Source organism: Frigoribacterium sp. CFBP 13712, from assembly GCF_014842255.1.
Taxonomy (GTDB): Bacteria; Actinomycetota; Actinomycetes; order Actinomycetales; family Microbacteriaceae; genus Frigoribacterium.
Genome location: NZ_JACYVH010000001.1, coordinates 669,564 through 694,638 on the forward strand (window position 1 = coordinate 669,564; position 25,075 = coordinate 694,638).

Consider the following 25,075-nt stretch of genomic DNA (forward strand, 5'->3'; position numbering starts at 1 on the left):
GCACGATATTCGCTCCGGGGACGGCAGGAGGCGGTCCGCACCTCCTCTCGGAAGGTGCGGACCGCCTCCTGGTCACCGTCCGCGACCGGTTCTCGGCGCGGGCTGCCTCAGACTCAGCGCCAGCGCGGCCACCAGTGGTGGATCAGATCGCCGATGGCGTTCCAGATCCAGTCGATGATCGCCCCGAGGTTCCATCCGCCGCCGGGCGTGCCGGGCTCGGTGGGCGGCTCCTCGGGCTCGGCGCCCGAGGCGACGGTCACGTAGGTGACGGTGCCCGTGTCGCCGTACGAGACCCGACCCAGGTAGCTGGCGTCGTAGTCGAGACCGGACCACGACGTCGTGACCGTGGTGGTCTCGCCGAGCGCCGCCTCGATCGACGCGGGGTCGACGGAGAAGTCGCCGACGGCCTGGGCCGGATCGAGCAGATACGACGTCAGCGAGTAGCCGAGATCGCCGGCCCCCGAGTAGAAGTCGATCATCAGCACGTAGGAGCCCGCCTCGGGCGCCTCGACGTCGAGCTGCTCGTCGGCCGATCCCGTCGCCGCGTAGTCGACCAGCGTGTCGGGCTCGCCCGCCGCATCGGCCGAGTAGAGCAGCAGGTCGAGGTCGGCGGTGTCATCGGCGGAGTCGAGCACGAACCGGCCGTGCGTCGTGCCCTCGGCGATCGTCAGCGGCACGAGGGCGGGATCGCCGCCCGCGGTGCCCGAGCCGGTCGCGACGGCGCCCTTGGCGAGCCCCTCCGCAGCCAGCGGCAGCGACAGCGCGTCGCCGGCCGTGACGTCGAGCGAGGCCTCGCCCGTCGCGCCCTCGCCGGCCAGCTCGGACGCGACGTCGAGCTGCACGGGGCGGACGGCCAGGGGGCTCCGCACGTCGTGCGTGCCGTCGCTCCAGGTCAGGTAGCCGGTGGCGAACTCGTCGAGCGGCGCCGTCGTGCGGGTGAACTCGACCGTGTACTCCTTCCTCTCGCCGGCCGCGGCGAAGTCCAGCGTCGCGGGCGACACCTCGACCGAGACGCCGGGCATCTCGACCGGGGCGACGCTGTAGCTGCCCGCCTCGGTCGCCGTCACCGTGCGGGTGACCGTCGCGGTGCCCGCCAGCGAGCCGACGCTGATCGAGGGGAGGTTCATCGACGAGTCGGTGCCCTCGACCGTGTCGATCGAGTCGACGTAGGCCTGCCACTGCTCGGGGCCGTTCTCGTAGAGCAGACCCGGCTCGAGGAACCTCGTCGGGTCGACGTGACCCGCACCCTGGGCGAAGACGTCGCGACTCGGCTGACCGTCGGGTCCGACGAGGTCGTACGCGGTGGTCATCATGGCCGACTTGACCTCGTCGGGCGACCAGTCGGGGTGCGCGGTCGCCGAGAGGTAGAGCGCGGCGAGACCGGCGATGTGCGGCGACGACATCGACGTGCCCGACAGGAACTCGTACGAGCCCGCCTCGCCCGCGGCGTTAGCCCCGTCGGCGAGGATCGCGACGCCGGGCGCCGAGATGTCGGGCTTGAGCAGGTTGCCGCCGTCGGCCGTCACCGGACCGCGCGACGAGAAGCCGGCGATCTGGGGCGTCGCGGGCTCGGGCAGACCCTCGGGGTTGCCGTCGAGCAGCGTCACCGTGGCGCCCGCGGTGGCCGCGTAGGCGTGCAGCGCGGTGTAGCCCTCGGCGTCGACGTGGACCGTCGGGATGACGTGCTCGTCGAGGTCGACGGAGCTCGGGGTCTTGTTGACCAGCAGCATCCCGATGCCGCCGACCCGGTCGACCTCGGCGCTCTTGTCGGTGCGGCCGACCACTCCGCGGTCGCAGAGGACCACGGCGTCGTCGGGCACGAGCGCGGCGTCGAGCGTGCCCGGCGTGCAGAGCAGGGCGTCGGCGGTCGACGCCGAGGCCAGCTTCACCGCCTGCGAATCGACGAGCGTGCCGGTCAGGCCCTCGTCGCCGACGGGCACGGTGATCGATCCGCCCAGGTACGAGGTGCCGTCGCCCGTGCGGGCGGTGGCGGAGTAGCTCGGGATGGTGCTCGCGGCCACCGTGGTGATCCACGGCGCGGCGTTGTCGGCCGTCGTCTCGGACGGGCCGTCGTTGCCGGCCGAGGCGGCGACGAAGACGCCGGCGGAGGCCGCGCCGAGGAACGCCTGATCGGTCGCCGAGTAGGTGCTGGTCGCGCCGCCCCCGCCGATCGAGTAGTTGATGACGTCGACGCCGTCGGTGACCGCCGCCTCGATGGCGGCGATCAGGTCGAGGGTGGCGCAGCCGTCGTCTTCGGTCGAGACGCGGTCGGGGCCGTCCCAGCAGACCTTGTAGGCGGCGATCTTCGCTGCGGGGGCGACACCCGAGATCGTGCCGAAGTCGCGACCGGCGACCTGGGCCTCGACGTCGGCGTTGCCGGCCGCGGTGCTCGCCGTGTGCGAGCCGTGGCCGTTGCCGTCGCGGGGCGAGAGGTACTCGCCCTGCTCCTCGGTGCCGATGTTGCCGACGCCGAAGCCGTCGACGAAGTAGCGCGCGCCGATCAGCTTCGTGTTGCAGTCGGCCGTGGTGAACTGCACGCCGGTCTGGCAGACGCCCCGGAAGGTCCCGCCGTCGCCGCGCGGGAAGACCGTCGACGAGCCCTCGAGGTGCGGCTCGGTGGCGCTGGCCGCGCCGAGCGGGTCGCCCGCGAACGAGGCGTTGCCCGCGGCGATGCCGGAGTCGATGATGCCGACGACGACCCCGTCGCCGGCGGCGTCCCGGCCGCCGAGGGAGTCCCAGACGCCGCCCGCGCCCTGGGCGTCGCCGAGACCGAGGAACTCGGTCGAGGGCGTGGCCTGCAGCTTCAGCAGCTCGTTCTTCGAGACGGCGGCGACCGACGGGTCGCTCGCGAGCGACCGGGCCTGGTCGGCCGTGAGGTCGGCGGCGAACGCGTTCGTCGTGACCGAGTAGTGGGCGTCGACCGAGGCTCCGACCGCCGCGGCGACGTCCGCCTGGGTCTCCTCGAGGTGGTCGCTGTACTTCTGCACCGGAGCGGCGCGCGCGTCGAGCCGGGTGCCCTCGGGGGTGGCCGTCGCGGGGAGCCCCGCCGTGCCTCCCTCGTAGGTGGCCGCCGCGGGCTCGCGGAGGGTCACGATGTACTTGCCCGCCGAGAACGACGTGTCGCCGACGACGGCCGGACCCTCGGCGGCGAGGGCCGACGTCGCGGGGAGCGCGACGACTCCCCCGGCGACGAGTGCGGTCGCGAAGAGCCCGGAGGCGAGCAGCGCGGCGAGAGGGGCTTTCGGCCGACGAGGGCCGGATGGAGTGATCACGGGTGCCTTCCGACGCTGTCGCCCCCATGGCGAAGTCGTCGAGTAAGAGTTACCTGAGAATTCATCTGACCCTCAAGCGAGGGTGGTGGCCGAAAGCTGCCACTGGCCGCGCGAGGCCGCATTGTTAACCTGCCGTGACCCGTTCGGGGGACACCGTGTCCGCCACGTGGCCGACGTCAGAGCCAGCCCCGACGTGCGGCCTCGACCCCCGCATGGAACCTGTTGGTCACCCCGAGTTCGCCGAACAGGTCATGCACGCGGCGCCGCACGGTGCGCACCGAGAGACCGAGCCGCTGGGCGACGACCTCGTCGGTGGCGCCGGCGGCCATCAGGGCGATCAGGTCGCGCTCTTCGAGACTCGGCCCGCGGCGCGGCGACGCGGCGGCATCCGTCGGGCGGCTCTCGTCGGCGACCCGGGCGGCGATCAGCGACCAGTCGGGCGACCCCGAGCCCCCTCCCCCGGCGCCCGCGGTGGCGGACCGGTCGACGGGCACGGGCACCGCGGCACGCCAGCGCTGCTCGAACAGCTCGACGAGGGCCGCGACGAGAGCCGGCGACTCGGTGACCAGCGCCTCCGGGGCGGCGGGGTCGTGACCGAGCGAGACGAGGGCGATCCGCTCGTCGGCGACGGCGAGCTTGACGGGGAGCGAGTCGGTCAGCCGCGCCTCCTCGCCGTGACCGCCCAGGCGGTGGACGCCCTGCCAGCGTCCGTCGGCCGCGAAGCTGTCCATCGTGTAGACGGCCCGCCAGCGGACGCCCCGTGCGAGTGCGGTGCGCTCGGTGCCCTCGTTGCCGACGACGACGTAGGGCGGCCGGTCGAACGCGACGAACGACCGGGTCGCGGTCAGCTCGAGTCGCGTGTACCGGTCGCCGATGGCGGCCGCGCCGACCAGCGTGCGGGTGACCGCCGACGGGTCGGCCCGGCGACGCGTCTCGTCGAACAGCTCGGCCAGGACGCCCGTGGAGGCGCGGGCCGAGGCGAGCGCATCGGCCCGCCTCGCGACGAGGGCCGGCACCGAGACCCGGGGGTCGACCGCCGCCCAGCGCGCCGACGCGGTGACGCCCGGCGCGCTCTCGTGCACGAGCCCCAGCGCCCGGAGCCGCTGGAGACCGGCCTCGACCGCCGCCTGCTCGAGGTGCGGCAGCCCGGCCCCGAGGGCGTCGACGCCGACGCCGTCGGACTCGGCGAGGACGACCTCGTACACCTCGGCGGCGACCGCGTCGACGCCGAGCGCCGAGAGCTCGGGCAGACTCATGCGCTCGACCCTAGCCGCGCCCGCGCCCGCCTATGCACCCGCCGACGGAGCCCGGTGCAGCGCCGCGAGGCGCGCGGCCTACGCGGCGGGGGTGAGCCGCATCGCGTCGGCGAGCAGCGCGACCGACCGGAGCCGCGCCTCCTTCGACGACCCGGCGTGGGCCACGATCAGCTCGTCGGCCTGCGCGGTGCGGGCGAACTGCTCCATGTACTCGCGCGCCTCGGAGGGGGTGCCGACCGCGGTGTAGGTCGTCATCGACAGCACGTGCTGCCCCACCGGGGTGCGCAGCAGGTGATCGAGCTCGGCATCGTCGAACTCGCGGGCGACGTCGATCTGACCGCTCTGACGCAGCAGCATCAGCAGGCGCTGACGCTTGACGACGGCGAACTGCGCGTCGGCGTCGTCGGAGTCGTCGGCGACCACGGCGTTCACGGCCGCGATCACATAGGGCTCGGCCAGCTGCTCGGACGGCTGGAACTCGCGACGGTAGGCGGTCACGGCGTCGATCAGGTCGTTCGGCGCGAAGTGCGAGGCGAACGCGTAGGGCAGACCGAGCGCGGCGGCGAGCTTCGCCCCGAACAGCGACGAGCCGAGGATGTACAGCGGCACGTTGGTGCCGCCGCCGGGCACCGCCTGCACGCCGGCGATGCGCGACTCGCCGGCGAGGAACGCCTGGAGCTCGAGGATGTCCTGGGGGAACCGCTCGGACGACGCCGGGTCGCGGCGCAGCGCCCGGAACGTCGCCTGGTCGCTGCCCGGGGCCCGCCCGAGCCCGAGGTCGATACGACCCGGGTGCAGGGTCTCGAGCGTGCCGAACTGCTCGGCGATGGTCAGAGGCGAGTGGTTCGGCAGCATGACGCCGCCCGACCCGAGCCGGATGGTCTTCGTCTGGCTGGCGATGTGCGCGATCAGCACCGACGTGGCGCTCGACGCGATCGACGCCATGTTGTGGTGCTCGGCGTACCAGACCCGCCGGTAGCCGCTCGCCTCGGCCTGCTGTGCGAGCGCGACGGAGGCCGCGAAGCTGTCGCGCACCGTCTCTCCGGGGGCGACGGGGGCGAGGTCGAGGATCGAGAGGGGAATGCTCATGAGGGGGGCAACACCGAGGAGGCGCGGCGTATGCCCGAGGTCGGGGGCGCGGCCGTCGACCCCCGGACGACGAGCTCGGTCGGGAGGGACGCCACCGGGGTGGAGTCGCCGGCCAGCACCGCCTCGACCGTCGTCATGATGAGACGCCCGAGGGCCTCGAAGTCCTGCCGCACGGTCGTCAGCGACGGCAGGAAGTGCGCGGCCTCGGGGATGTCGTCGAAGCCGACGATGCTCACGTCGCCGGGTACCGACACCCCGGCCTCGGCGAAGGCGTGCACGAGGCCGAGCGCCATCTGGTCGTTGCCGCAGAACACGGCCGTCACCTCGCCGGCGGCGACGCGGTCGACGAGCTCGCGGCCGACGCGGTGCCCCGAGGCGGGGGTCCAGTCGCCGCGCAGCAGCACCGACGGGTCGAGTCCGAGCCGGGTGCAGGCGCCTCGCCAGCCGCGTTCGCGGTCGCGGCCGTCCATCCAGCCCTCGGGGCCGGCGACGTGCGCGATGCGGGTGTGGCCGAGCGCGGCGAGGTGCTCGACCGCCGACTCCGCGCCCGCCACCTGGTCGAGCGACACCGTGTGGTGGCCGGCCTCGGCCTCGCTGTCGGCGGTGACGAGCGGCACCGACACCTCGGCCCGGCGGAGCACCCGCAGCACCTCGGGGTCGGGGGCGATCAGCACGAGGGCGGCGACGTTCTGACCGAGCAGCGCGTCGAGGGCCTGCTGCATGCCCTTGCGGTCGGCGACGTCGAGGGTCGCCATCGACACCTGGTAGCCCGCGCGGCGTGCCGCGCCGTTGAAGCCGTGCATGGTGCTCGACGGGCCGTAGTACGGGAACCCGGTGCTGATCAGGCCGATCGAGGTCGTCTTGCGGCTGGCGAGGGCCCGCGCGGCCAGACTCGGCCGGTAGTTCAGCTCGTCGACGGCGGCGTCGACCTTCGCCTTCGTGGCCGGTCGCACCGACGGGTCGCCGTTGACGACCCTCGAGACGGTCTGGTGCGAGACGCCGGCTGCTGCCGCGACGTCGAAGAGGGTTGCCACGTGATGATCCTAGGTCTGTTCGTTTCGCGGGTCGGACGGGCCCGGACGACGAGGAGGCGCGGCTCCCGTGATCGGGAACCGCGCCTCCTGAGGGGGTCGCTCTCGCTACTTGGTGGCCGAGGCGGCGCGACGCTTGTTGAAGACGTCGAACGCGACGGCGGCGAGCAGCACCAGGCCCTTGATGAGCGACTGGTACTCCGTGCCGACACCGAGGATCGACATGCCGTTGTTCAGGATGCCGATGATCAGACCGCCGACGATGGCGCCGGTGACGGTGCCGATGCCGCCGGTGACCGCCGCACCGCCGATGAAGACGGCGGCGATCGCGTCGAGCTCGAAGCCGTTGCCGGCGTTGCCGCTGGCCAGGTTCAGCTGACCGGTGAAGACCAGGCCGGCCAGAGCCGAGATGACGCCCATGTTGACGAACAGCAGGAACGTGACGCGCTTGGTCTTGATGCCCGACAGCTCGGCCGCGTGCAGGTTGCCGCCGATGGCGTAGACGTGGCGGCCGAAGACCGAGTTCTTCATGACCGTCGAGTAGACGACGACGAGGACGGCGAGGACCACGAGGACGATCGGGGTGCCCGAGTAGCTGGCGAGCAGGAACCCGATGTACATGACGAGCGCGACCGTGAAGACGAGCTTCGTGACGAACCACAGGAACGGCTCGTCCTCGAGCTGGTACTTGCGACGCGTGGCACGACCGCGGAGGCCCGTGCCGATCAGCGCCACCGCCGCGATGGCGCCGAGCACCAGGGTGAGCGGCTCGTAGCCGGTCGTGCCGAACGTCGGGAGGAACCCGGAGCCGATGTCGCGGAACCCCTGGGGGAACGGCGAGATCTGCTGCGTCTGCAGGGCGATCTGGGCGGCACCGCGGAAGGCGAGCATGCCCGCCAGGGTGACGATGAACGCCGGTATGCCGAAGTAGGCGATCCAGAACCCCTGCCAGGCGCCGACCAGGCCGCCGAGCACGAGGCAGAGCACCACGGCGACGGGCCAGGGCAGACCCCACTGCGTGATCATGACGCCGGCCATGGCACCGGTGAAGGCCACGATCGACCCCACCGAGAGGTCGATGTGACCGGCGATGATGACCATCACCATGCCGATTGCGAGGATCAGGATGTAGCTGTTCTGGACGATCAGGTTCGAGACGTTGATCGGCGCCAGGGTGATGCCGTTGGTCGTGATCTGGAAGAACAGCACGATGACGATCAGCGCGATGAAGAGGCCGATCTGGCGCAGCTGGCCGCCGAGGTACGAGAACGCACCGACGATCGGGTTGCCACCGGAGCCGGACTGCGGCTGACGGGACGACGGCGACCCGCCGGTGGGCTTCGGGTCGGTGGCCTGGGTGGGGCTAGGCGCGCTCATTGACGGGGCTCTCTCGTTCGAGGGTCATGTACTTCAGGAGGAACTCGGGGGTCGCCTCGGCGATCGGCACGTCGGCCGTGATGCGCCCCTCCGAGAGGGTGTAGATGCGGTCGCAGATGCCGAGCAGCTCGGGCAGCTCGCTCGAGATGACGATCACTCCCTTGCCGGCGTCCGCGAGCTGGTTGATGATCGTGTAGATCTCGTACTTCGCGCCGACGTCGATGCCGCGCGTGGGTTCGTCGAGGATGAGCACGTCGGGGTCGGCGTACATCCACTTCGACAGCACGACCTTCTGCTGGTTGCCGCCCGAGAGCTTGCCCGTCACGGCCGCCACGTTCGGCGCCTTGATGTTCATGCTCTTGCGGTAGCGCTCGGCGACCGTGCTCTCTTCGGACCGGTTGACGAAACCCCAGTTCGCGAGTTTGCCGAGGGCCGAGCCCGAGACGTTGCGCGTGATGTCGTCGATCAGGTTGAGACCGTACTTCTTGCGGTCTTCGGTGGCGTAGGCGAGACCGGCCGCGATGGCCTTGCTCACCGTGTTGATCTTGATCGGCTCGCCGCGCTTGTAGACGGTGCCCGAGATGCCGGTGCCGTAGCTGTGGCCGAAGACGCTCATCGCGAGCTCGGTGCGACCCGCGCCCATCAGGCCCGCGATCCCGACGATCTCGCCGGCGCGCACGTTCAGGTTGGCCTGGTGGATGATCTCGCGGCTCGAATCGAGCGGGTGGTGGACGGTCCAGTCCTCGATGCGCAGCAGCTCGTCGCCGATGGTCGACTCGTGCGACGGGTAGCGGCTCTCGAGGTCGCGGCCGACCATGCCCTTGATGATGCGGTCTTCGGAGACCTCACCGGCGTGCATGTCGAGGGTCTCGATGGTCTTGCCGTCGCGGATGATCGTGACCTTGTCGGCGATCTCCTTGATCTCGTTCAGCTTGTGACTGATGATGATCGAGGTGATGCCCTGGCCCTGCAGGCTCTTGATGAGGTCGAGCAGGTGGGCCGAGTCGTCGTCGTTCAGCGCCGCGGTCGGCTCGTCGAGGATGAGCAGCTTGACCTTCTTCGACAGCGCCTTGGCGATCTCGACCAGCTGCTGCTTGCCGACGCCGATGTCCGTCACCTTGGTGACCGGGTTGTCGCGGAGACCCACGCGGGCCAGCAGACCGGCCGCGTCGAGGTTTGTCTTGTTCCAGTCGATGAAGCCGCCCTTGGACTGCTCGTTGCCGAGGAAGATGTTCTCGGCGATCGACAGGAAGGGGCTGAGCGCCAGCTCCTGGTGGATGATGACGACGCCCGCGGCCTCGGAGTCGTTGATGTTCTTGAAGTCGACGGGCTGGCCGTCGAGCATGATCTGACCGTCGAAGGACCCTGACGGGTAGACCCCCGACAGCACCTTCATCAGCGTCGACTTGCCGGCGCCGTTCTCGCCGCAGATCGCGTGGACCTGGCCGCGCTCGACCTCCAGCGTGACGTTCTGCAGTGCCTTGACGCCGGGGAACGTCTTCGTGATGTCGCGCATCTCGAGGATCGTGTTCGCCACGTGTTCCTTCTTTCGTGCCTGGGGTGAGGTGGAGCGATGGAGCGCAGGAGGCGCGGTGCGGGTGCGCCGCGCCTCCTGCGTTCTCGGGAGGGACCTACTTCAGGTCGGCCTCGGTGAAGTAGCCGCTGTCGACGAGGACCTCCTTGTAGTTGTCCTCGGTGACGATGGTCGGCTGGAAGAGGAACGTCGGGACGACCTTCTCGCCGTTGTCGTACGTCTTGTCGTCGTTCGTCTCGGGGGTGTCGCCCTTGAGGAGGTCGTCGGCCATGATCACGGACTGGTCGGCGAGCTGACGGGTGTCCTTGTAGATGGTCGAGTACTGCTGACCGGCGATGATCGACTTGACCGAGGCGGCCTCGGCGTCCTGACCGGTGACGACGGGGAGGTCGGCGTCGGAGTAGCCGGCACCCTGCAGCGCCGAGATGATGCCGATCGAGATGCCGTCGTAGGGCGACAGCACGCCGTCGAGCTTGGTTCCGCCCGAGTAGGTCGAGGCGATCAGGTTCTGCATGCGGGCCTTGGCGGTCGCGGGGTCCCACTGCTGCGTGGCGGCCTGCGTGAACTGGTCCTGGCCGGAGCCGATGGTCAGCGAGCCGTCTTCGATGTAGGGCTTCAGGGTGTCCATCGCGCCGTTGAAGAAGAAGGTCGCGTTGTTGTCGTCGGGGCTGCCGGCGAAGACCTCGATGGTCTTCTTCTCGGCGCCGTCGATCTTGGCGCCGTCGGCGTCGGCGAGGCCGAGACCGGTCAGCAGGCTGGTCGCCTGGTCGACGCCCACCTTGTAGTTGTCGAACGACACGTAGTAGTCGACGTTCTCGTTGCCCGTCAGGAGGCGGTCGTACGAGATGACCTTGATGCCGGCCTTGGCGGCCGAGTCGAGCTGGTCGCTCAGCGAGCCGCCGTCGATCGAGGCGACGATGAGCACCTTGGCGCCCTTGGTGATCATGTTGCTGACCTGCTGGACCTGCTGGGGGATCTTGTTGTCGGCGTACTCGAGGTCGACCTTGTAGCCCTTGTCCTCCAGGGCGCTCTTGACGGCGTCGCCGTCCTTGATCCAGCGCTCGGAGACCTTGGTGGGCATCGCGACGCCGACGAGGGCGCCCGAGTTGTCGCCGCCGCTGTCGCCGCTGCCGGCGTCGGCGCCGCGGCCGCCGCCCGAGCAGGCGGCCAGCGATGCGACGAGTCCGACGGCGACGATGCCGGAGAGGAGCTTCTTGTTCTTCACTGTGTGATTCCTTCGGTGTCCGTGTCATCTCGACGACGTCGTCGATGACGGTGGGAGGGGGTGGGTGACTCTGCGGACGGGTCTGAGTGACCGGTCACACGGGCAGGAGGGTGCGGGTGGCGAGACGAGGTGACGGGCGCCTCGGGTCGCTGCCGCCCCGGGATCCGGGGCGGGGAGGATGCGATGGCCGCGCGGGAGGCGGCCGACGTCAGCCGAGGAGGCGCGAGGACGTGCCGCGGGAGGGAGGCGGGGATGAGACGGTCGCCGAAAGCGGTCGGCGACTCTCGTGTCGGGTGGTGATGCAGGTGTACACAGGTGACCTCTTCGTCAGGGACTGCTTCCAATGTGAGCGCTCACATCCGAGCGCTCGCCAATGATGCGCGCTGCGCAGGCGCGTGTCAAGTCGGCTGTCCCCCGGCGCGGTTAACACGCTCGCCACATGCCGTTCACGTCGCTGAGCGGAAGGCACGGCACAGTGTGCCCATGATCACCGCGACGGTCACCGTCCACACCGCGCACGACCCCGCGGGCCTGTTCTGGCTGTCGCGGCGGCTGCTGTCCGAGCATGTCGCGGCCAGGGTCGGCGAGGGTCAGTACCTCGTGCAGCTCGCCGACGCGGGCACCGTGCTGCTCACCGAGTCGACCGAGATGCTGCGGTTCGACATGGTGGTGCGAGACGAGCTCTCGGCACGCCGCACGCGACGTGCGCTCGAGGGGGCGTTGAACCGGCTGTCGGCCGGCTCGGTCTCGGCGACGACGTGGCAGATCGACGCCGTCGCGCAGATGCCCGCCTAGCCGGAGCGGCGCCCGGAGTCAGTTGATGCAGGCGCCGGCCGCGTAGCTGGTGCCCACGGGGGACGGGCTGGGGGCGGGCTCGGGGGCGGTGGTCTCGGGGGTCTCGGTCTCGGGGGCGTCGGGGGCCGCGGTCTCGGCGGGAGTCTCGGGAGCGGGAGCGACTGCGGGGGCCTGCACGGTGACGCCGTCGGTGCCCAGCACGACCGTGACGCTCGTCACCTGACTGGAGGCCACGGCGACGGCACCCGGCAGGTACGCCGCGACGGCCTTCGCCTGGGCCTCCTGCCCGGCGGGGTAGTTGACGACCGTGGCCGCCGTCGACTCGGCCGAGGCCGGTGCCGCCGTGACGAAGCCCGCCGCGGCGAGCGCGTCGGTGGCCACGGTGGCGGCGCCGGTCACGCCGCTGGCGTTGGCCACGCTGACCGACACGTCGGCCGGAGCCGCCGCCGTCGCGTCGGTGTACGCCTGGGGCGGACCGACGAGACCCTGGATGAACGCGGGCATGGCGCCCTCGTCGACCTCGACGACCGACAGCGCGCTGCCGCCGACGTAGACCGTGGGCGTGCCGAGGATCGGGATGGTGGCCGAGCGGACGTTCTCGGGGCGGAGGTCTCTGACCTGGTTGGCGAGCTGCAGGAAGTTCAGCCCCGCGTCGGTCTCCATCGACGAGCTGACGGCGTCGAGCACGGAACCGAGCTTGGCGGGGTTCAGGAGGGTGCCGGCCGAGAGGATCTTGCGGGCCTCGACGCTGAGGAAGTACTGCTGGCGCACCTGCCGGTCGAGGTCGCCGCCGGGCAGCCCGTGCCGCTGCCGCACGAACGACAGCGCCTGCTTGGCGTCGAGCGTGGAGACGCCGGCGGGCAGGTTCACCCCCGAGAAGCTGTCGACCGCCGCCTGGTTGAGGCACACGTCGACCGGCCCGAGGGCGTCGACCACGCGGTAGAAGCCGATCAGCGACACCCGCACGTAGTGGTCCATCGTGAGGCCGGTGAGGTTCTGCACGGTCTGGATGAGCAGCTGGGCGCCGGCCGCATCGCTGCCGCCGCTCTGCTTGCCGAGGGAGAACGCGGCGTTCAGCTTGTTCTTGCCGTAGCCGGGGATGTCGACGTACGAGTCGCGGGGCATCGAGATCATGGTGGCGCTCGCGCCATCGGCCGGGATGTGCAGCACGATCATCGTGTCGGTGTTGGTCGCCCCGCCGTCGGAGTCCGTGCTGAGCAGGGCGAGCTCTTCGGGGGTGGCGTTGTCGGGCCGGTGGTCGTCGCCGACCAGGAGGATGTTCTGGGCCACGCCGTCGACGTCGTCGCTGTCGTCGCTCCCGCCGCCGCCCGGAGAGGGGATGGCGTCGACGGTCGTGACCCCGCCCACGAAGCGGTTGTAGCTGTAGGCGGCGTACCCGCCGGTGAGGAGCAGCAGCGCCGCCATCACGCCCGCGACGGCGGGCAGCACCACCACTCGTCGGCGACGGGCCCTCGCATGCCTGGGGGGCGTGCGCCCGTCCGTCGCGGCGGCGTCGCCGCCCTCGTGGGGCGCCGTCTCGTCGTATCGTCCGGGTCGTCTGCTCACACTCGATGGTAACCAGACGACCGGCGAGGGTTCCTGACGATCCCGTGCGGATGACCCGACGGGTCAGACGACGGCCGCGATGCGCCAGCCCGCCTCGTGCGACTCGCCCGGGCCGAGACGGACGAGGTCGATGCCGCTCGTGAACGCGTCGGGCGGGCAGGTCATCGGCTCGACGGCGAGCCCGCGGCGGTGGTTCTCGGGTTCGGGCCGGTCGCCCGTGTGCACCTGCACCCACGGCAGCTCGGGGCCCCAGCTCATGCGGACGCCGCGGCCGTCTGCGGCGGTGACCCGCGCCTCCTGCAGTCCGCCGGGCGCGGCCGCGACGTCGGTGAAGGCGTGGTCGACGAAGAGGTCGCCGATCTGACGCCCCTCACGGAAGTCGAACCCGTCGCGCTCGGAGACCCCGTGCACGCCGAGCGGCACCAGGCGGTCGTCGGTCACCTCGAGGTAGCTGTCGGCGGCGAGGGTGAGGGTCCAGTCGTCGACGCGTCCGTCTCCGGCCACGAGGTAGGGGTGCGGGGCGACGCCGTAGGGGGCGCGACCCGTCCCGGCGTTGAGCGCGAGCACCGTGGTGCGCAGCCCGTCGTCGTCGAGCAGGTACTCGACCCGGAGGTCGAGGCGGTACGGGTAGCCGTCGCTCGGCGCGAGCTGCGTGGCCAGGACGACGCGGTCGGGGGTGTGGTGCTCGACCGCCCACTCGGCCCACTGGACCAGCCCGTGCAGGGCGTGACCGCGCTCGGCCTCGGTGATCGGCAGCTGCCGCTCGACGCCCTCGTCGTCGTACGTGCCGTCGACCACGCGGTTGGGCCACGGTGCGAGCAGCGCGCCGCGGTAGAGCGGCCTGACCTCGTCGACGCCGAAGGGCACCACGAGGTCGCGCCCCTCGTGCGTCAGCACGCGCAGCGTCGCCCCGACCCCGGCGATCTCCGCCCGGTAGGGCCCGTGCTCGATGGTGCTCGCCGAACCGCTGACGGGCAGGGTCGAGGCCGACCCCGCGAGCGAGGCGGACGAGGAGGTGCGGGTCGGGTCAGTCAAGGGGGGCCTCTTCCAAGACGGTGCGAGACAGGTGCTCGTTGCGGAACCGGCCGTCGGGGTCGACGGCACGGGCGTGCGCGGCGAAGTCGTCGAGTCGCGGGTAGCGCTCACGCAGCGTCGCGCGGTCGAGCGTAGCCACCTTGCCCCAGTGCGGGCGCGCGTCGAACGGGGCCAGCGCCTCCTCGACGAAGGGCAGCACAGCGAGGACCTCGTCGGCGAGTCGCCGCCAGGTGAAGTGGAACGCGACGCTGGCGCGACCGCCGCTCGGGCTCAGCCAGGCGTCGTCCGCCGCGATGGTGCGGATCTCGCTGACGAACAGGACGTCGGCGAAGCGGTGACCGATGGCGCGCAGGGCCTCGACCGCGGCCACGGCGTGCTCTGCGGGCACCAGGTACTCGCTCTGGATCTCCTCCCCCGCGCTCGGGGTGAAGTCGGCGCGGAAGTGCGGCAGGCGGTCGAGCCAGGGGCCGGGCACCCCGAGCTGAGGCGTGACGGCGTCGGCCGCGGTGTCGGGCAGCATGTGCACGGCGACCTCGGCGGGAACGGCGCCGAGGTCGGCGAGATCGAGGCCGACCGGGTCGCCGACGCGGGACTTCGACCACACCTGGTCGACGGAGTCGCCCGTGTAGCGCGTGAAGAGGCTGACGCTGTAGGCGTTGCCGACCACGTCGTCGAAGCGGTCGAGAGCCGTCCGCCAGGGCAGCGCGGAGTGGACGGTCTGCACGACGTCGAAGGTCGGCACCGTGTCGAGCACGAGGGCCGTGACGACACCGAGAGCGCCGAGACCGACGACGGAGGCCTCGAAGGCGTCGTCGCCACGTCGGACGACCTCGAGCGAGCCGTCGGCCCGGACGATCTCGACGGCGGCGACGGAGGCGGACAGGGCCGGGTTGCCGACCCCCGAGCCGTGCGTGCCGGTCTGTACGGCACCGGCGACCGAGATGTGCGGCAGCGAGGCGAGGTTCGGCAGCGCGCGACCGTGCCGCTGCAGCTCGGCGGCCAGGACGGCGTGGGTCGTACCGGCCCCGACGCGGACGGTGCCCGCCTCGGCGTCGAGCTCGATCGGCACGTCGAGCCGGTCGAGCGACACGAGCGTGCCGTCGGTGTCGGCGACCCGGTTGAACGAATGCCGCGAGCCGAGGGCCTTCACCCTGCGGGAGGAGGTGACGACGTCGCTCACCTCGTCGACGGTGGTGGGACGGCGCAGGTCTGTCGTCGAGTACTCGACGTTGGCGGCCCAGTTGTGCATCGGGACTCCTTCGGCTCGGTTGCCCGTTCACTCTAGACCTCGACGCCCCCACGGAGTGAGCGCTCACATGCGTGCCCCGCGAGCGAAGCGACCCGGGGACGACACGCGGCGGACCCCCCGGACTGGGGAGGCGCGACCCCCCTCACTGGGGAGAGGGCGGGCATGGTCCGATCGGCCGTGAGCGGGTTGTCTGGAACGGGACGCCACGCGAGGGATCGCCGGCGACCGAGACGACCAGGGGACGATCACGATGGACACCGCCGCATCCGGCACGGATCAGCCGTCCGACGTCGTCCACCGGGCCCCGCGGACCCTCGGGAGGATCCGTTCGGAACGCGCCCCGCGCCTCCGGAGGTCCCCCCGCTTCTACCTCACCTACCTCGACGCGCCGCAGGCCTCGGACGACCGCTCGGTGGCCGCCGGCAGCTGCCTCGTGCTGCGGTCGATCGGCGGAGACGACCCCCGGCTCGTGGAGGTCCGCCTGCCCGACGACTCGACCGTGGGCACCGCGCGCCTGCGCCGGGGATCGTCGGTGGGCATCGCGTCGCCCGAGTCGCTCGCCGCCCTGGTCTCGCTCGGTACGGTCTTCGTCGACTGGACGTCGCCCGACGGCGTGCGCCGCGCCTCCTGGTTGCGCGTCCCGCCGATCCCCGCCCGGTACCGGGGCCTCGCCGGCTGATCGCGCACCGCCGCAGGCGGTCGGATTCGGCACGCGCGCAGCACCCGGGGCTGTCGGACGCGTCAACCGTCGTACGCGACGTGGTGCAGCTCGGCAGCCTGACGCTCGTCGTACAGCTTCACGTAGGCCTGGGCGATCATGTCGGGCTCGGCGTCGGGGTGGCCGGCTCCGATGAGGGCGGTGATCCCGACGTGGGCGACGTAGACGCCCTTCTCGGCGAGTGAGTCGTGGAGGTTCAGAGTCCAGTTCCGAAGACCCGCGGCGGCGATGTTGACGTTGCCGAGGAAGGGCATCGGACTGATCGACCCGCCCCCGGTGGTGACCAGGACCGTTCCGTTCCCGGCCTCGATCATGTCGGGCAGCACCCATCCGACGGAGGCGAGGGCTCCGCCGAGGTAGAAGTCGATCTGCGGCTGCAGGTTCTCCATCGTGACGTCGAGGACGTCGACGGGCGCCAGGCTCGGGTCGGCGGGTGAGAACTCGAGGACGTCGATCGGGCCGAGGGTGCCCTTGATCTCGGTGAGGGCGCTCGTGATCGTCTCGGGGCGGCTGACGTCGGCGGTGAACCCCTGGGCACGGACGCCTTCACTCTCGAGGGTCTTCGCGAGGGTGTCGAGCTTGGCCTGGTCGCGGGCGACGAGGGCGACGTCGAAGCCCTTCCGCCCGAAGGCGCGAGCGATCTCGAGGCCCAGGCCGGGGCCCGCTCCGATGATGGTGATGAGAGGCATGGTGCTTCCTTCCGTGGCCCGTCGGTCGTCGGGGCGTCGTGCTGGTGAGATAAGTTGAGGTCGTCCTCAATCAAGCGCCAGCTTATGTTGAGACCACCCTCAATATCCAGTGGAGTTGCCGTGAAAAAGACCCCGGGCCTTCGCCGTGACGCGCAGGCGAACCTCGAGAAGCTGCACACGGCTGCCCTCGCGGTGTTCTCGAGCCGCGGGCTGTCCGCGCCGCTGGAGGACATCGCCCGTGAGGCCGGTGTGAGCATCGGGACGCTCTACAACCGGGTGGGCTCGAGGGAGGCACTGATCGATGCAGTCGTGCCTGCCGTCGCGGGCGAGAAGCTGATGGTCCTGACCGAGAGGACTCTGAGCCAGCAGTCCCCGCGCGGACAGCTGGAGACGTTCATCTCGGAGATGATCGACCTGCAGCTCAGCGACCCCGTCATGAACGACGCCATGCTCCGGCGATACCCGGACGCCACCGCACTCATCACCGCCTGCGAGCGATCGACGGCACTCGGGAAGGAACTGGTCGAGAACGCCCACACCGCGGGCGCGCTGTCGGAAGACTTCACCCCCGACGACCTCATGGCCGTGCTCTGGATGGCCGGGACGGCGAGCCGCGATCCTGCAGCGCCCGACGGTTGGAGGCGTGTCGTCGATCGTGGTCTTGCTGCGGCCTGGACCGACTAGCTCGAGTCAGCAAGGCCCGGCGCCTCATCGAGCCTTCGAAGCGCACATCGACGAAGGCCTCCCTCTGACACTCGTTCCTGCCAAGCTGCCGGTAACACCCGCCTCCTGTCAGACATGTCATAGGTATGAGACCCCCTTCAGACGACACGCTCCGTGCGAGTCGGTTCCGCGACCTCTACGAGACGACCCACGCTGACGTCGTGCGTTTCGTCCACCGACGGGCCGGACCGGAAGTCGCCGACGACGTCGCCCACGAGGCCTTCCTGGTGGCGTGGCGTCGACTCGACGACATCCCCGTCGAGCACGGAGCCGCTCGTGCGTGGCTGTTCACCACCGCACGCAACTGCCTCCTGAGCGATCGACGCTGGGCCGCCCGGCGCGACGCGCTGCCGATCCGCCTGGCGGCCGAGCGTGACGACACCGACACCGAAGCAGTCGACCGTGAAGTCTCGCTCCGACTCGATCTGCAGGCGGCATGGCCGCGACTCCTCCCCGACCAGCAGGAGGCGCTGTCCCTCGCGATCTGGGACGACCTTTCCTCGGCGGAGGCCGGCCGGGTGCTGGGCATCTCGGCGGCCGCCTACCGGATCAGACTGCACCGTGCCCGCGGCGCCCTCCGACGTCTGATCGACACCCCCGCCTCCTCGGCGATCTTCCGAACCACGACTGCGACGGAGTCCTGACCATGCACGACGACACCCTCTTCCGCACCCTGCGAACCCTGGACGCCGCGCCGCGGCGGACCCCCGACGAGGCATCCCGCCGGCGGGCCGAGGCACGGCTCGAGCAGATCCTCGCCGCGAACCCCTCGGGCACGCCCGCTGCTCCCCCGCGCGTCTCCCCGCTCGGACCGACTCCGAAGACCCGATGGCTGGCCCTTTCGGCCGTGGCCGTCATCGCGATCGGCGCTCTCGTGATCGTGCCGACAGTCACGCGGCCCGACCCCGCCTACGCGTCGTGGACCCCCGTGCCGAGCACCCTCACCGAGGCCGAGCGCACGATCGCGGTCACCGCCTGCCTCCAATCGGACGGCGGCTTGAAGTCGGCCCGGCCTCTGCTCGCGGAGCGTCGCGGAGAATGGGTCGGCGTCGTCATCGATGGCGAGATGAACACTGAAGTCCCCGCGACGACGAGCTGCCTGATGCACCTTCCGACCGGAAGCGATCACGCCGAGTCGCTGACGTGGGGAAGCAGCGGCGGACAGGGCGCCGTACCGATCGGTGGTCAGTTCACCGACGGATCCATCAGTCAATTCGGCGGCGGCGGGCTGTTCGGCCTCTGGGCCCGGCCGACGGTGTCGTTCAACGTCGGCGACGTCGGGTCCGACGTCGCCGCGGTGACGATCGTCGATGCCGACGGCCAGACCGTGCAGGCCACGGTCGACGACGGGCGCTTCGTCGCCTGGTGGCCAGGTCGCGCGTTCGGCGACGAGACTGAGGGCAACGGCGGGCCAGCCCCCTCTCTGACGTACAGCTTGACGATGCGTGACGGCACCGTCATCGACGACGCCGAGCCGACGCTGCCGCGGTAGCGAGTCGCAGCTACAGCATCTCCGCCGTGTCCGAGTGCGCCGACGGCGACGCGTCGGAGATGCAGGGCGACGGGGAGTGACGCTTGCGCGCCGCGCGCTCACGCGGCGCACGCTCGGGTCACCGGCGCCTCAGGGGCGCTCGGGGCCTGGCAGATCCCCCCAGGCGGTCTTGGTCTTCGTGGTCCGCAGCTCCGGGTAGACCTCGACCATCACGTCCGGGATGACCTCCCACGAATCACGGTCCTCCTCTCGGCGGAAGGCCTCGAACGCTGCCGCGTGTTCGGGCTCGAGGGAACGGAAGCGGCCCTCGGGATCGCGTGCCACACGCTGAGCTTCGCCCGCTCGGACGAGTTCGGCACGCTGGGACTCTGGCAACGGACGCAGCGCACCAGCGAGGACGAGCCAGTCGATGACCTCCTGCATGTCGCCACGCGAAGGCCCCCTCCCCTTCGTGTCCTCCGCGACTCCGCTCGAGGCCCGCGTGGGCGAGACGAGCCACGGGACGACGAAGCTCGGCGAAGCTGCGCCGAGTCCGTTCAGGTCTCGGGCCCTCGCCTCTGCGAACCAGGCCTCATAGATGAGGCGGCTCTCGCACTGGGCGAACGCGGCGGCCGCGGCAGGCGTGGGCAGCTCCGGGTAGGAGATCGTGGCTGGACCGGTCGGAGTGGTCGGGCGAGACCGCTGGCTCCATCGGGGCAGCCTCATCGCAGGGAACTCGCCGTCATGCGCTCACGGTACCGGTCCCCTCACGACGTGCCGACTGGCCGTTGCCGAGCTCATCGAGGGCTCGAGGGCTCGACCTCATGGAGCGACCGCGGGATCGAGGGCGAGGCGTAGCAGTTCCTTGGCGCGCTGATATCGGCTCCGTGCGGTCGATGCCGGGATGCCCATGACCTGGGCTGCGTCGGTGATCCTGAAACCATCCCAGTGCACGAGACGGATCAGCTCCGCCATGTCCGGTTCGAGACGTGAGATCGCGTCCCTGACTTCGAGGTGCTCATCTGCTGGTGGTGCTGTGGTCGACGTGAGGGCGGCGTGCCCGCGGAGGCGATCAGCGAGCGCCCACCGCCGGTGCACGCCTCGCGCGTGGTTGAGCAGAACGCCGCGGGCGATGCCGAAGAGCCACATCCGAGCCCCCATGGGCTCCTCGGGCAGGTCATCGAGGCGGCGCCAGGCGACGACGAATGTCTCGCCCAGCAGGTCCGGCGCGTCGTCAGAATCCGTGCGCCGGCGCAGGTAGGACAGCAGGTCGACCGAGCTGGCCTCCAGAGCCGACCGCAGGGCGCGCTTGCGGTCGCCGATCACGGGGTGACCGTCTCGCAGAGGATCGACTCGTCTGCGGTGTAGTCGTGGCCGCCCTCGAACATGGCTGCCTCGGCGTTGAGCACGTCGCGGACGGCGTTCGACACGGCCGCGGCGTAGACGTCGTCCTCGGTGGGGCCGGACGCTGTGGCGTGGACGTCCTCGAGGTACCCGCCCGGGAGAACGGCGACGTAGGAGATGCTCGTGTCGCGCTGGCGCACTTCCGTGATGGATGCATCGACATCGGCCTGGTCGATGAGGTCGGAGTCTCGGAGGTGGCGGGCGAAATCGCTGTCGTTCGCCGGGTCGAACCGTGTGACGGCACCGTCGCTGTCGACGCTCTCGATGTCGTAGACGGCGACCCGCGCCTCGCAGGCGCGACCACTCGGCAGGACGAAGGGATAGGCGAGATCAGGGTCCTGGGCCCACGGCGCCCAGTCGAACACCGAGGCTGCGACAGCCGTGCCCGCTCCGCTGACGAGCAGAGCTGCGATGCCCGCGGTCGCGACGACTCGGAGCGGCCGACGCCGAGGCCGCGGGGCAGATCGGGCCTCGATGGCCATGAGTGCTAGGTCGTGGCGCAGTGCTGGGGAGACGCTCGTCTCCGCGGGTGCACTGTCGGCGAGGAGCACGTCGAGGTGATCGGGGGTGTGGGTCATAGCTCCTCCAAGGTGGGTTCACCCTGTACGTGTCCGGTTCAGGGAGAAATGTCCATACCCGCGGCCCACCTCCTTGCGGCACGTCATGAGATGTTGTCGAGCGTGCACCAAGCTAGGAGCACGACGGGTGCCGATGACGCCGCCTCCGCACCCTCGAGAAAGACACCGGCATGATCTCGCTGACCGCTGCCTCCGCCATGGCCCTCGTCGCCCTGGGCATGGTGCTCACTCCGGGCCCGAACATGATGTACCTCGTCTCGCGCAGCATCAGCCAGGGGCGGCGCGCGGGTCTGGTCTCGCTCGCCGGTACCGCGGGCGGGTTCGTCGTCTACATGACCATGGCCAACGTCGGCCTCGCCGCAGTGTTCGTCGTCGTCCCGTGGCTTTACACGGCCCTGAAGATCGCCGGTGCCGCCTACCTGCTCTGGCTGGCCTACAAGACCCTCCGCCCCGGTGGCGCCTCCGTCTTCGACACCCGCGACCTGCCCCGCGACTCCGCCGCGAAGCTGTTCCGAATGGGACTCGTGACGAATCTGCTGAACCCCAAGGCGGCGATCATGTACCTCGCCCTCATCCCCCAGTTCGTCGACCAGAACGCCGGCAGCGTCGTCGGCCAGGGCTTCCAGCTCGGGGCCGTCCAGATCGCGGTCAGCCTCGCCGTCAACGCCGGCATCATCGTCGCCGCCGGGTCCATCGCGGTCTTCCTCCGCCGCCGACCGAGCTGGATGCGATGGCAGCGATGGGCCACCGGAACCCTCCTCGGCGCCGTCGGCGTCAAGCTCGCCCTCGACGCGCCTGCACCGGCCACGGCCGGATAGCGACCCCCTATCGGGCACCTGCACACAGGGCGATTGATCCGACGAAGTGTCATGCGGACAGGGTTGCAGCGGGAAGATGGCTGACGTCCACGAGCCACGGAACGTGCACGCCATCGCCATTGGCGGCGCGTGTCACTACTCTCTGAGAGTGGGGAACCGGGGCATCTACGTCGAGACCGTGATCGCCGCCGACGTCGAAGAGGTGTGGGCGGCAACACAGGACCCGACACAGCACGTGCGGTGGGACGTTCGATTCTCGGAGATCGTCCCGGATCGCAGGGTCGACGACGACGCAGTGCGGTTCACTTACGTCCGCCGTTCTCCCCTGCACGACGTGCACGGGACCGGGGTGAGCATCGGGGAGAGCCGACGACCCGACGGGTCCCGAACCTCGGCACTGCGCTTCAGCACGACCGACTGGCTCTCGCCGATCCGCACGGGACGTGGATACTGGCGGTACATCCCGACCGGCGATGGGCGCACGCGGTTCATCACCGGTTATGACTACGACGGCGGATGGGGCCTGATCGACCTCATCGTGCGGCCGCTCCTCGGCTGGGCGACCGCATGGAGCTTCGATCGTCTGCGGATCTGGCTCGAGGGAGGAGCAGAACCGGAGGCCTGGCCACTCGCCTCGGTGCTGCAGATCTGGCGTCAGGATCGGCCTCGCGCCTCCAGGACGCTCCGGGCACCTGCTGGAATGTCCCGTCGAAGCGACCACCTGCGGGATGCGCCTGCCACGCTGATGGCGCTCCCTGACCCGAGAGGCGACCGATGACGTCGGTGTTCGAGAAGGCGCTTGGCGCGGACTTCCAGCGACTGCACCCGATGATGCGTCGGCGGTTCGGTGTGGGTCTCGATTCTGCCGAAGCGTGCATCGGCCGCGGCGTCATGTCCTCCATCCGGCGCGGCCCCTGGTGGACGGTACCGTTCTTGCAGATCGGTCGGCTGCGGAACATCCTGGTGCCAGATGTCGGCCGGGATGTGCCTTTCACCATCGAGAACTACCCCTACCGCGACCGCAACGGACGCGAGACGGTCACCTTCGTCCGCACCTACACGACCAAGCCGGGCCGGACCGCGCGGTTCGACGCCACGATGGTGCTGGTCGAGGGCCGGGTGCTCGACTACCTGGGGTCGCACCAGCACCTCGCGGTCGACCTCGACCTCACCGTCGACGACAGAGGCGGTCTCGTTCTCACATCCGATGCGCAGCGCTTCTATGAGGGGCCTGTCGCGTTCACGTTCCCGATGCTGCTCAGCGGTCGGGCGACTTTGCACGAGTGGTGGTCGGACGACGACCAGGCTTTCCATGTCGACATGGAGGTGCGGAACCGCGTCTTCGGATTCCTCTTCGGATACCGCGGTGCGTTCACCTGCGAGTGGACGCCCGCCACGGACGCACCGGACCGACTCAAACCGCGACGGACCGAGACCCGGACATAGCCTGGACCGTTGGCTGCCGGCAAGAACCGTTCTCCTCGACCTCGTCTTGATCTCTGTCGGCGCCGGGCCGCGTCGGGCGTTCTCATGCTTGTTTCCGGTGCAGGGGATGAACGGCCGTCGCTCACCTGATGCGACCGGGCCTCACCCACCGGGGCAGTCGCCGCTCGTGCCGAAGCAGGGAGACTGATCGATGCGAGGCGCCCTGTTCACTCCTCCGGATCTGGTGTCGAAGTACTCGCGGCTGTACTCGATCGCCAGCACGTACGCAGCCCCCGTGGCGCTGATCGCCGTGGCCAGTTCATCCCCTTCCGACCCAGCCGTGGACGAGACGACGACATCCGTCGGGTGGTGGTAGCCACGCTCTAAGAGACCGTCGGCGGTCGCGACGACGATCGTCGTCTCGTCCGTTCCATACGCTTTCGAGGCGGGATGCGTGGTCAGAACGCTGAAGGTGGGATCAGCAAGCGAGTCAAGGTCAGACGAACCCGCGAACGGGTCCACCGGGGAGATGTTCGAGTCTTCGAGGGCAGCAGCAGCTTGCTCGAGCGCCTGCTCAGGAGTGGCAGCGCCGAGAAGCGCATAGACGACTCGGCCCTGCTGTGCGCACCGAGTCCCAGTCGCGTCGACGAACCAGTCCGACGGCTCGGCGACCGTACAGGTGTCCTCCCGGGCGACAGTGACACGAGGCGCGGATACCGAACCGGGCCACGCCAGAGCATCGTCCGCCAGGGCTGCCGCCTCGGGCCGCACGCGCTCGGCGAGCGAGGGATCGACTGCCTCGGACGCGCAGCCAGTCAGGGTCAGACCCATCGCCAGCATGAGCAGACCTGCTCGTCTCCCTCTCACGGCTCCCCCTCGACGCGATAGTAACGCCCATCCGCGATCTCAAAGAGTCTGCGACCGGATGACGATCGGCTACCGGGACGGTGCTGGAGCAGCGTCAGTACTGAATCAGCTATTGGTAAACTGCAAGTTTCGACAACATGTGTTGCCAATCGGAGAGGTGAGTGATGTGACCCAGGAAACCCCGGAGCGCGTGAGCCGCCAAGCAATGGCCCCACTAGCAGTCGGCATTTTGGCGCTGGTTTTGCTTTGGGCGTTTGGTGCGCCGACGCTCGTCACAGCCTTTGGTGTCGGACTCGGACATCTGGCCCTGCAGGACATCAAGCGCTCGAAGACCCGTGGTGCCGTGCTGGCCTGGGTGGGCCTGATTTTGGGCTACGGCCTCACGCTGATGTCCATCATCAGATTCATCCCGTCGGCAATCAACGGGCTCAGTTAGTCCAGAACCGTCGGCCGCGTTGACCTAACGCTCGCGGCCACCCTGGTCTCGAACCCGCTCGTTCTGACGGTCGGTCGCCGTGCGGTCGCCGTCGCGGGTCGGGGCGACCTTGACGCCGGAACGGCGCAGCTGCTCCTGCAACTTCGCGGCCCGGGCCCGCTGCTGCGCCTGCAGGTCGACGTGGTACTGCTGGCGGAACACGTCGATCTCGGCCGCGAGCTGGGTCCACTCCTCACGACGGGCGGGTTCTGCCGGCACCCCGCCCAGCTGCTTCGCCCACTCGGGCTGCGCAGCCGCGATCGTCGCGCCGCGCTCCTCGAGGGGGCCCGGAGGCAGTCGTAGCGCTCGGCCATGCGCTCTCTCCACTCAGGGGGCATGTGCGGGCTGTCGATCGCGGTGCGATCGACAGCCTGTGTCGGGACCCGAGGCACGTCGACGACCGGCTCGGTCGTGACCACTGGCGACACGTCGACGCCGCGCTCGGACGACGCCTGTGAGACCTACTCGGCAGTGTTGC

Annotated in this window: 25 protein-coding genes; 9 read left to right on the forward strand and 16 right to left on the reverse strand. The window is 70.3% G+C overall.

What is annotated here, in order from left to right; all coding sequences use genetic code 11:
• Positions 1 to 113: 113 nt before the first annotated feature.
• The 7 genes from IFT51_RS03135 to chvE all read right to left on the reverse strand — a co-directional run bounded on the left by IFT51_RS03135 (position 114) and on the right by chvE (position 10,784).
• Positions 114 to 3,272 (reverse strand): S8 family serine peptidase, encoded by a 3,159-nt coding sequence (locus IFT51_RS03135; RefSeq protein WP_192058981.1) that lies wholly within the window; start codon positions 3,270 to 3,272, stop codon positions 114 to 116.
• Positions 3,273 to 3,448: 176 nt separating this feature from the next.
• Positions 3,449 to 4,528 carry a helix-turn-helix transcriptional regulator gene (locus tag IFT51_RS03140; protein WP_192058983.1) on the reverse strand — a complete coding sequence of 360 codons (1,080 nt, stop codon included), beginning with the start codon at positions 4,526 to 4,528 and terminating at the stop codon, positions 3,449 to 3,451.
• 78 nt (positions 4,529 to 4,606) lie between these two features.
• Positions 4,607 to 5,617 carry an LLM class flavin-dependent oxidoreductase gene (locus IFT51_RS03145; protein ID WP_192058985.1) on the reverse strand — a complete coding sequence of 337 codons (1,011 nt, stop codon included), beginning with the start codon at positions 5,615 to 5,617 and terminating at the stop codon, positions 4,607 to 4,609.
• Positions 5,614 to 6,651: a LacI family DNA-binding transcriptional regulator gene (locus tag IFT51_RS03150; RefSeq protein ID WP_192058987.1), complete on the reverse strand. Its 1,038-nt coding sequence runs from the start codon at positions 6,649 to 6,651 to the stop codon at positions 5,614 to 5,616. The genes IFT51_RS03145 and IFT51_RS03150 overlap by 4 nt, the downstream gene beginning before the upstream one ends.
• Positions 6,652 to 6,756: 105 nt before the next feature.
• On the reverse strand, positions 6,757 to 8,025 hold the full coding sequence (gene mmsB / locus IFT51_RS03155) for a multiple monosaccharide ABC transporter permease (RefSeq protein ID WP_192058989.1): 1,269 nt from the start codon (positions 8,023 to 8,025) through the stop codon (positions 6,757 to 6,759).
• Positions 8,012 to 9,541, reverse strand: a complete 1,530-nt coding sequence (gene mmsA, locus IFT51_RS03160) for a multiple monosaccharide ABC transporter ATP-binding protein (protein ID WP_197981772.1) — start codon at positions 9,539 to 9,541, stop codon at positions 8,012 to 8,014. Before mmsA ends, mmsB begins: the two co-directional genes overlap by 14 nt.
• A gap of 115 nt (positions 9,542 to 9,656) precedes the next feature.
• Positions 9,657 to 10,784: a multiple monosaccharide ABC transporter substrate-binding protein gene (chvE, locus tag IFT51_RS03165; protein WP_192058994.1), complete on the reverse strand. Its 1,128-nt coding sequence runs from the start codon at positions 10,782 to 10,784 to the stop codon at positions 9,657 to 9,659.
• A gap of 483 nt (positions 10,785 to 11,267) precedes the next feature.
• Between chvE and IFT51_RS03170 the strand changes: the two genes are divergently transcribed.
• The gene (locus IFT51_RS03170) at positions 11,268 to 11,579 is read left to right on the forward strand and encodes a hypothetical protein (RefSeq protein ID WP_192058996.1); all 312 of its coding nucleotides are present in this window, start codon (positions 11,268 to 11,270) and stop codon (positions 11,577 to 11,579) included.
• A gap of 18 nt (positions 11,580 to 11,597) precedes the next feature.
• Here the strand turns inward: IFT51_RS03170 and IFT51_RS03175 are convergent, their stop codons facing one another.
• The 3 genes from IFT51_RS03175 to IFT51_RS03185 all read right to left on the reverse strand — a co-directional run bounded on the left by IFT51_RS03175 (position 11,598) and on the right by IFT51_RS03185 (position 15,429).
• Positions 11,598 to 13,145, reverse strand: a complete 1,548-nt coding sequence (locus tag IFT51_RS03175; protein WP_371740663.1) for an LCP family protein — start codon at positions 13,143 to 13,145, stop codon at positions 11,598 to 11,600.
• Between the two features lie 63 nt (positions 13,146 to 13,208).
• Positions 13,209 to 14,180, reverse strand: a complete 972-nt coding sequence (locus IFT51_RS03180) for an aldose 1-epimerase family protein (RefSeq protein ID WP_244636784.1) — start codon at positions 14,178 to 14,180, stop codon at positions 13,209 to 13,211.
• The gene (locus IFT51_RS03185) at positions 14,173 to 15,429 is read right to left on the reverse strand and encodes an FAD-binding protein (RefSeq protein WP_192058998.1); all 1,257 of its coding nucleotides are present in this window, start codon (positions 15,427 to 15,429) and stop codon (positions 14,173 to 14,175) included. The genes IFT51_RS03180 and IFT51_RS03185 overlap by 8 nt, the downstream gene beginning before the upstream one ends.
• A gap of 250 nt (positions 15,430 to 15,679) precedes the next feature.
• On the opposite strand from IFT51_RS03185, the gene IFT51_RS03190 reads away from it, so the two are divergent.
• Entirely contained in the window at positions 15,680 to 16,108 is a 429-nt protein-coding gene (locus tag IFT51_RS03190) for a hypothetical protein (protein WP_192059000.1), read from the forward strand.
• 62 nt (positions 16,109 to 16,170) lie between these two features.
• On the opposite strand, the gene IFT51_RS03195 is transcribed toward IFT51_RS03190, so the two are convergent.
• A complete protein-coding gene (locus IFT51_RS03195) occupies positions 16,171 to 16,836 on the reverse strand; it encodes an SDR family oxidoreductase (RefSeq protein ID WP_192059002.1) in 666 nt (221 codons plus the stop codon).
• Positions 16,837 to 16,920: 84 nt separating this feature from the next.
• On the opposite strand from IFT51_RS03195, the gene IFT51_RS03200 reads away from it, so the two are divergent.
• The 3 genes from IFT51_RS03200 (at position 16,921) to IFT51_RS03210 (ending at position 19,051) form a co-directional block, all read left to right on the forward strand.
• The gene (locus tag IFT51_RS03200) at positions 16,921 to 17,520 is read left to right on the forward strand and encodes a TetR/AcrR family transcriptional regulator (protein WP_192059004.1); all 600 of its coding nucleotides are present in this window, start codon (positions 16,921 to 16,923) and stop codon (positions 17,518 to 17,520) included.
• Between the two features lie 125 nt (positions 17,521 to 17,645).
• Entirely contained in the window at positions 17,646 to 18,203 is a 558-nt protein-coding gene (locus IFT51_RS03205) for an RNA polymerase sigma factor (protein ID WP_192059006.1), read from the forward strand.
• A gap of 2 nt (positions 18,204 to 18,205) precedes the next feature.
• Positions 18,206 to 19,051, forward strand: coding sequence for a hypothetical protein (locus IFT51_RS03210; RefSeq protein WP_192059008.1), 846 nt, complete (start codon positions 18,206 to 18,208; stop codon positions 19,049 to 19,051).
• Between the two features lie 129 nt (positions 19,052 to 19,180).
• On the opposite strand, the gene IFT51_RS03215 is transcribed toward IFT51_RS03210, so the two are convergent.
• From IFT51_RS03215 to IFT51_RS03225, 3 genes are all read right to left on the reverse strand, one after another.
• A complete protein-coding gene (locus tag IFT51_RS03215; protein WP_192059010.1) occupies positions 19,181 to 19,474 on the reverse strand; it encodes a hypothetical protein in 294 nt (97 codons plus the stop codon).
• Between the two features lie 378 nt (positions 19,475 to 19,852).
• Positions 19,853 to 20,356, reverse strand: coding sequence for an RNA polymerase sigma factor (locus IFT51_RS03220; protein WP_192059012.1), 504 nt, complete (start codon positions 20,354 to 20,356; stop codon positions 19,853 to 19,855).
• The gene (locus IFT51_RS03225) at positions 20,353 to 21,012 is read right to left on the reverse strand and encodes a hypothetical protein (protein ID WP_192059014.1); all 660 of its coding nucleotides are present in this window, start codon (positions 21,010 to 21,012) and stop codon (positions 20,353 to 20,355) included. The genes IFT51_RS03220 and IFT51_RS03225 overlap by 4 nt, the downstream gene beginning before the upstream one ends.
• 170 nt (positions 21,013 to 21,182) lie before the next feature.
• Between IFT51_RS03225 and IFT51_RS03230 the strand changes: the two genes are divergently transcribed.
• The 3 genes from IFT51_RS03230 (at position 21,183) to IFT51_RS03240 (ending at position 23,276) form a co-directional block, all read left to right on the forward strand.
• Positions 21,183 to 21,830, forward strand: coding sequence for a LysE family translocator (locus tag IFT51_RS03230; RefSeq protein ID WP_192059016.1), 648 nt, complete (start codon positions 21,183 to 21,185; stop codon positions 21,828 to 21,830).
• Positions 21,831 to 21,906: 76 nt separating this feature from the next.
• On the forward strand, positions 21,907 to 22,608 hold the full coding sequence (locus IFT51_RS03235; RefSeq protein WP_244636785.1) for an SRPBCC family protein: 702 nt from the start codon (positions 21,907 to 21,909) through the stop codon (positions 22,606 to 22,608).
• Positions 22,605 to 23,276: a DUF4166 domain-containing protein gene (locus IFT51_RS03240; protein WP_192059018.1), complete on the forward strand. Its 672-nt coding sequence runs from the start codon at positions 22,605 to 22,607 to the stop codon at positions 23,274 to 23,276. The genes IFT51_RS03235 and IFT51_RS03240 overlap by 4 nt, the downstream gene beginning before the upstream one ends.
• A 141-nt stretch (positions 23,277 to 23,417) precedes the next feature.
• Here IFT51_RS03240 and IFT51_RS03245 read toward each other — a convergent pair whose 3' ends face one another.
• Positions 23,418 to 24,095: a hypothetical protein gene (locus IFT51_RS03245; protein WP_192059020.1), complete on the reverse strand. Its 678-nt coding sequence runs from the start codon at positions 24,093 to 24,095 to the stop codon at positions 23,418 to 23,420.
• Positions 24,096 to 24,180: 85 nt separating this feature from the next.
• On the opposite strand from IFT51_RS03245, the gene IFT51_RS03250 reads away from it, so the two are divergent.
• The gene (locus IFT51_RS03250) at positions 24,181 to 24,558 is read left to right on the forward strand and encodes a DUF4190 domain-containing protein (RefSeq protein ID WP_192059022.1); all 378 of its coding nucleotides are present in this window, start codon (positions 24,181 to 24,183) and stop codon (positions 24,556 to 24,558) included.
• Between the two features lie 24 nt (positions 24,559 to 24,582).
• Here IFT51_RS03250 and IFT51_RS03255 read toward each other — a convergent pair whose 3' ends face one another.
• The gene (locus tag IFT51_RS03255; RefSeq protein ID WP_192059024.1) at positions 24,583 to 24,924 is read right to left on the reverse strand and encodes a hypothetical protein; all 342 of its coding nucleotides are present in this window, start codon (positions 24,922 to 24,924) and stop codon (positions 24,583 to 24,585) included.
• Positions 24,925 to 25,075 lie beyond the last annotated feature (151 nt).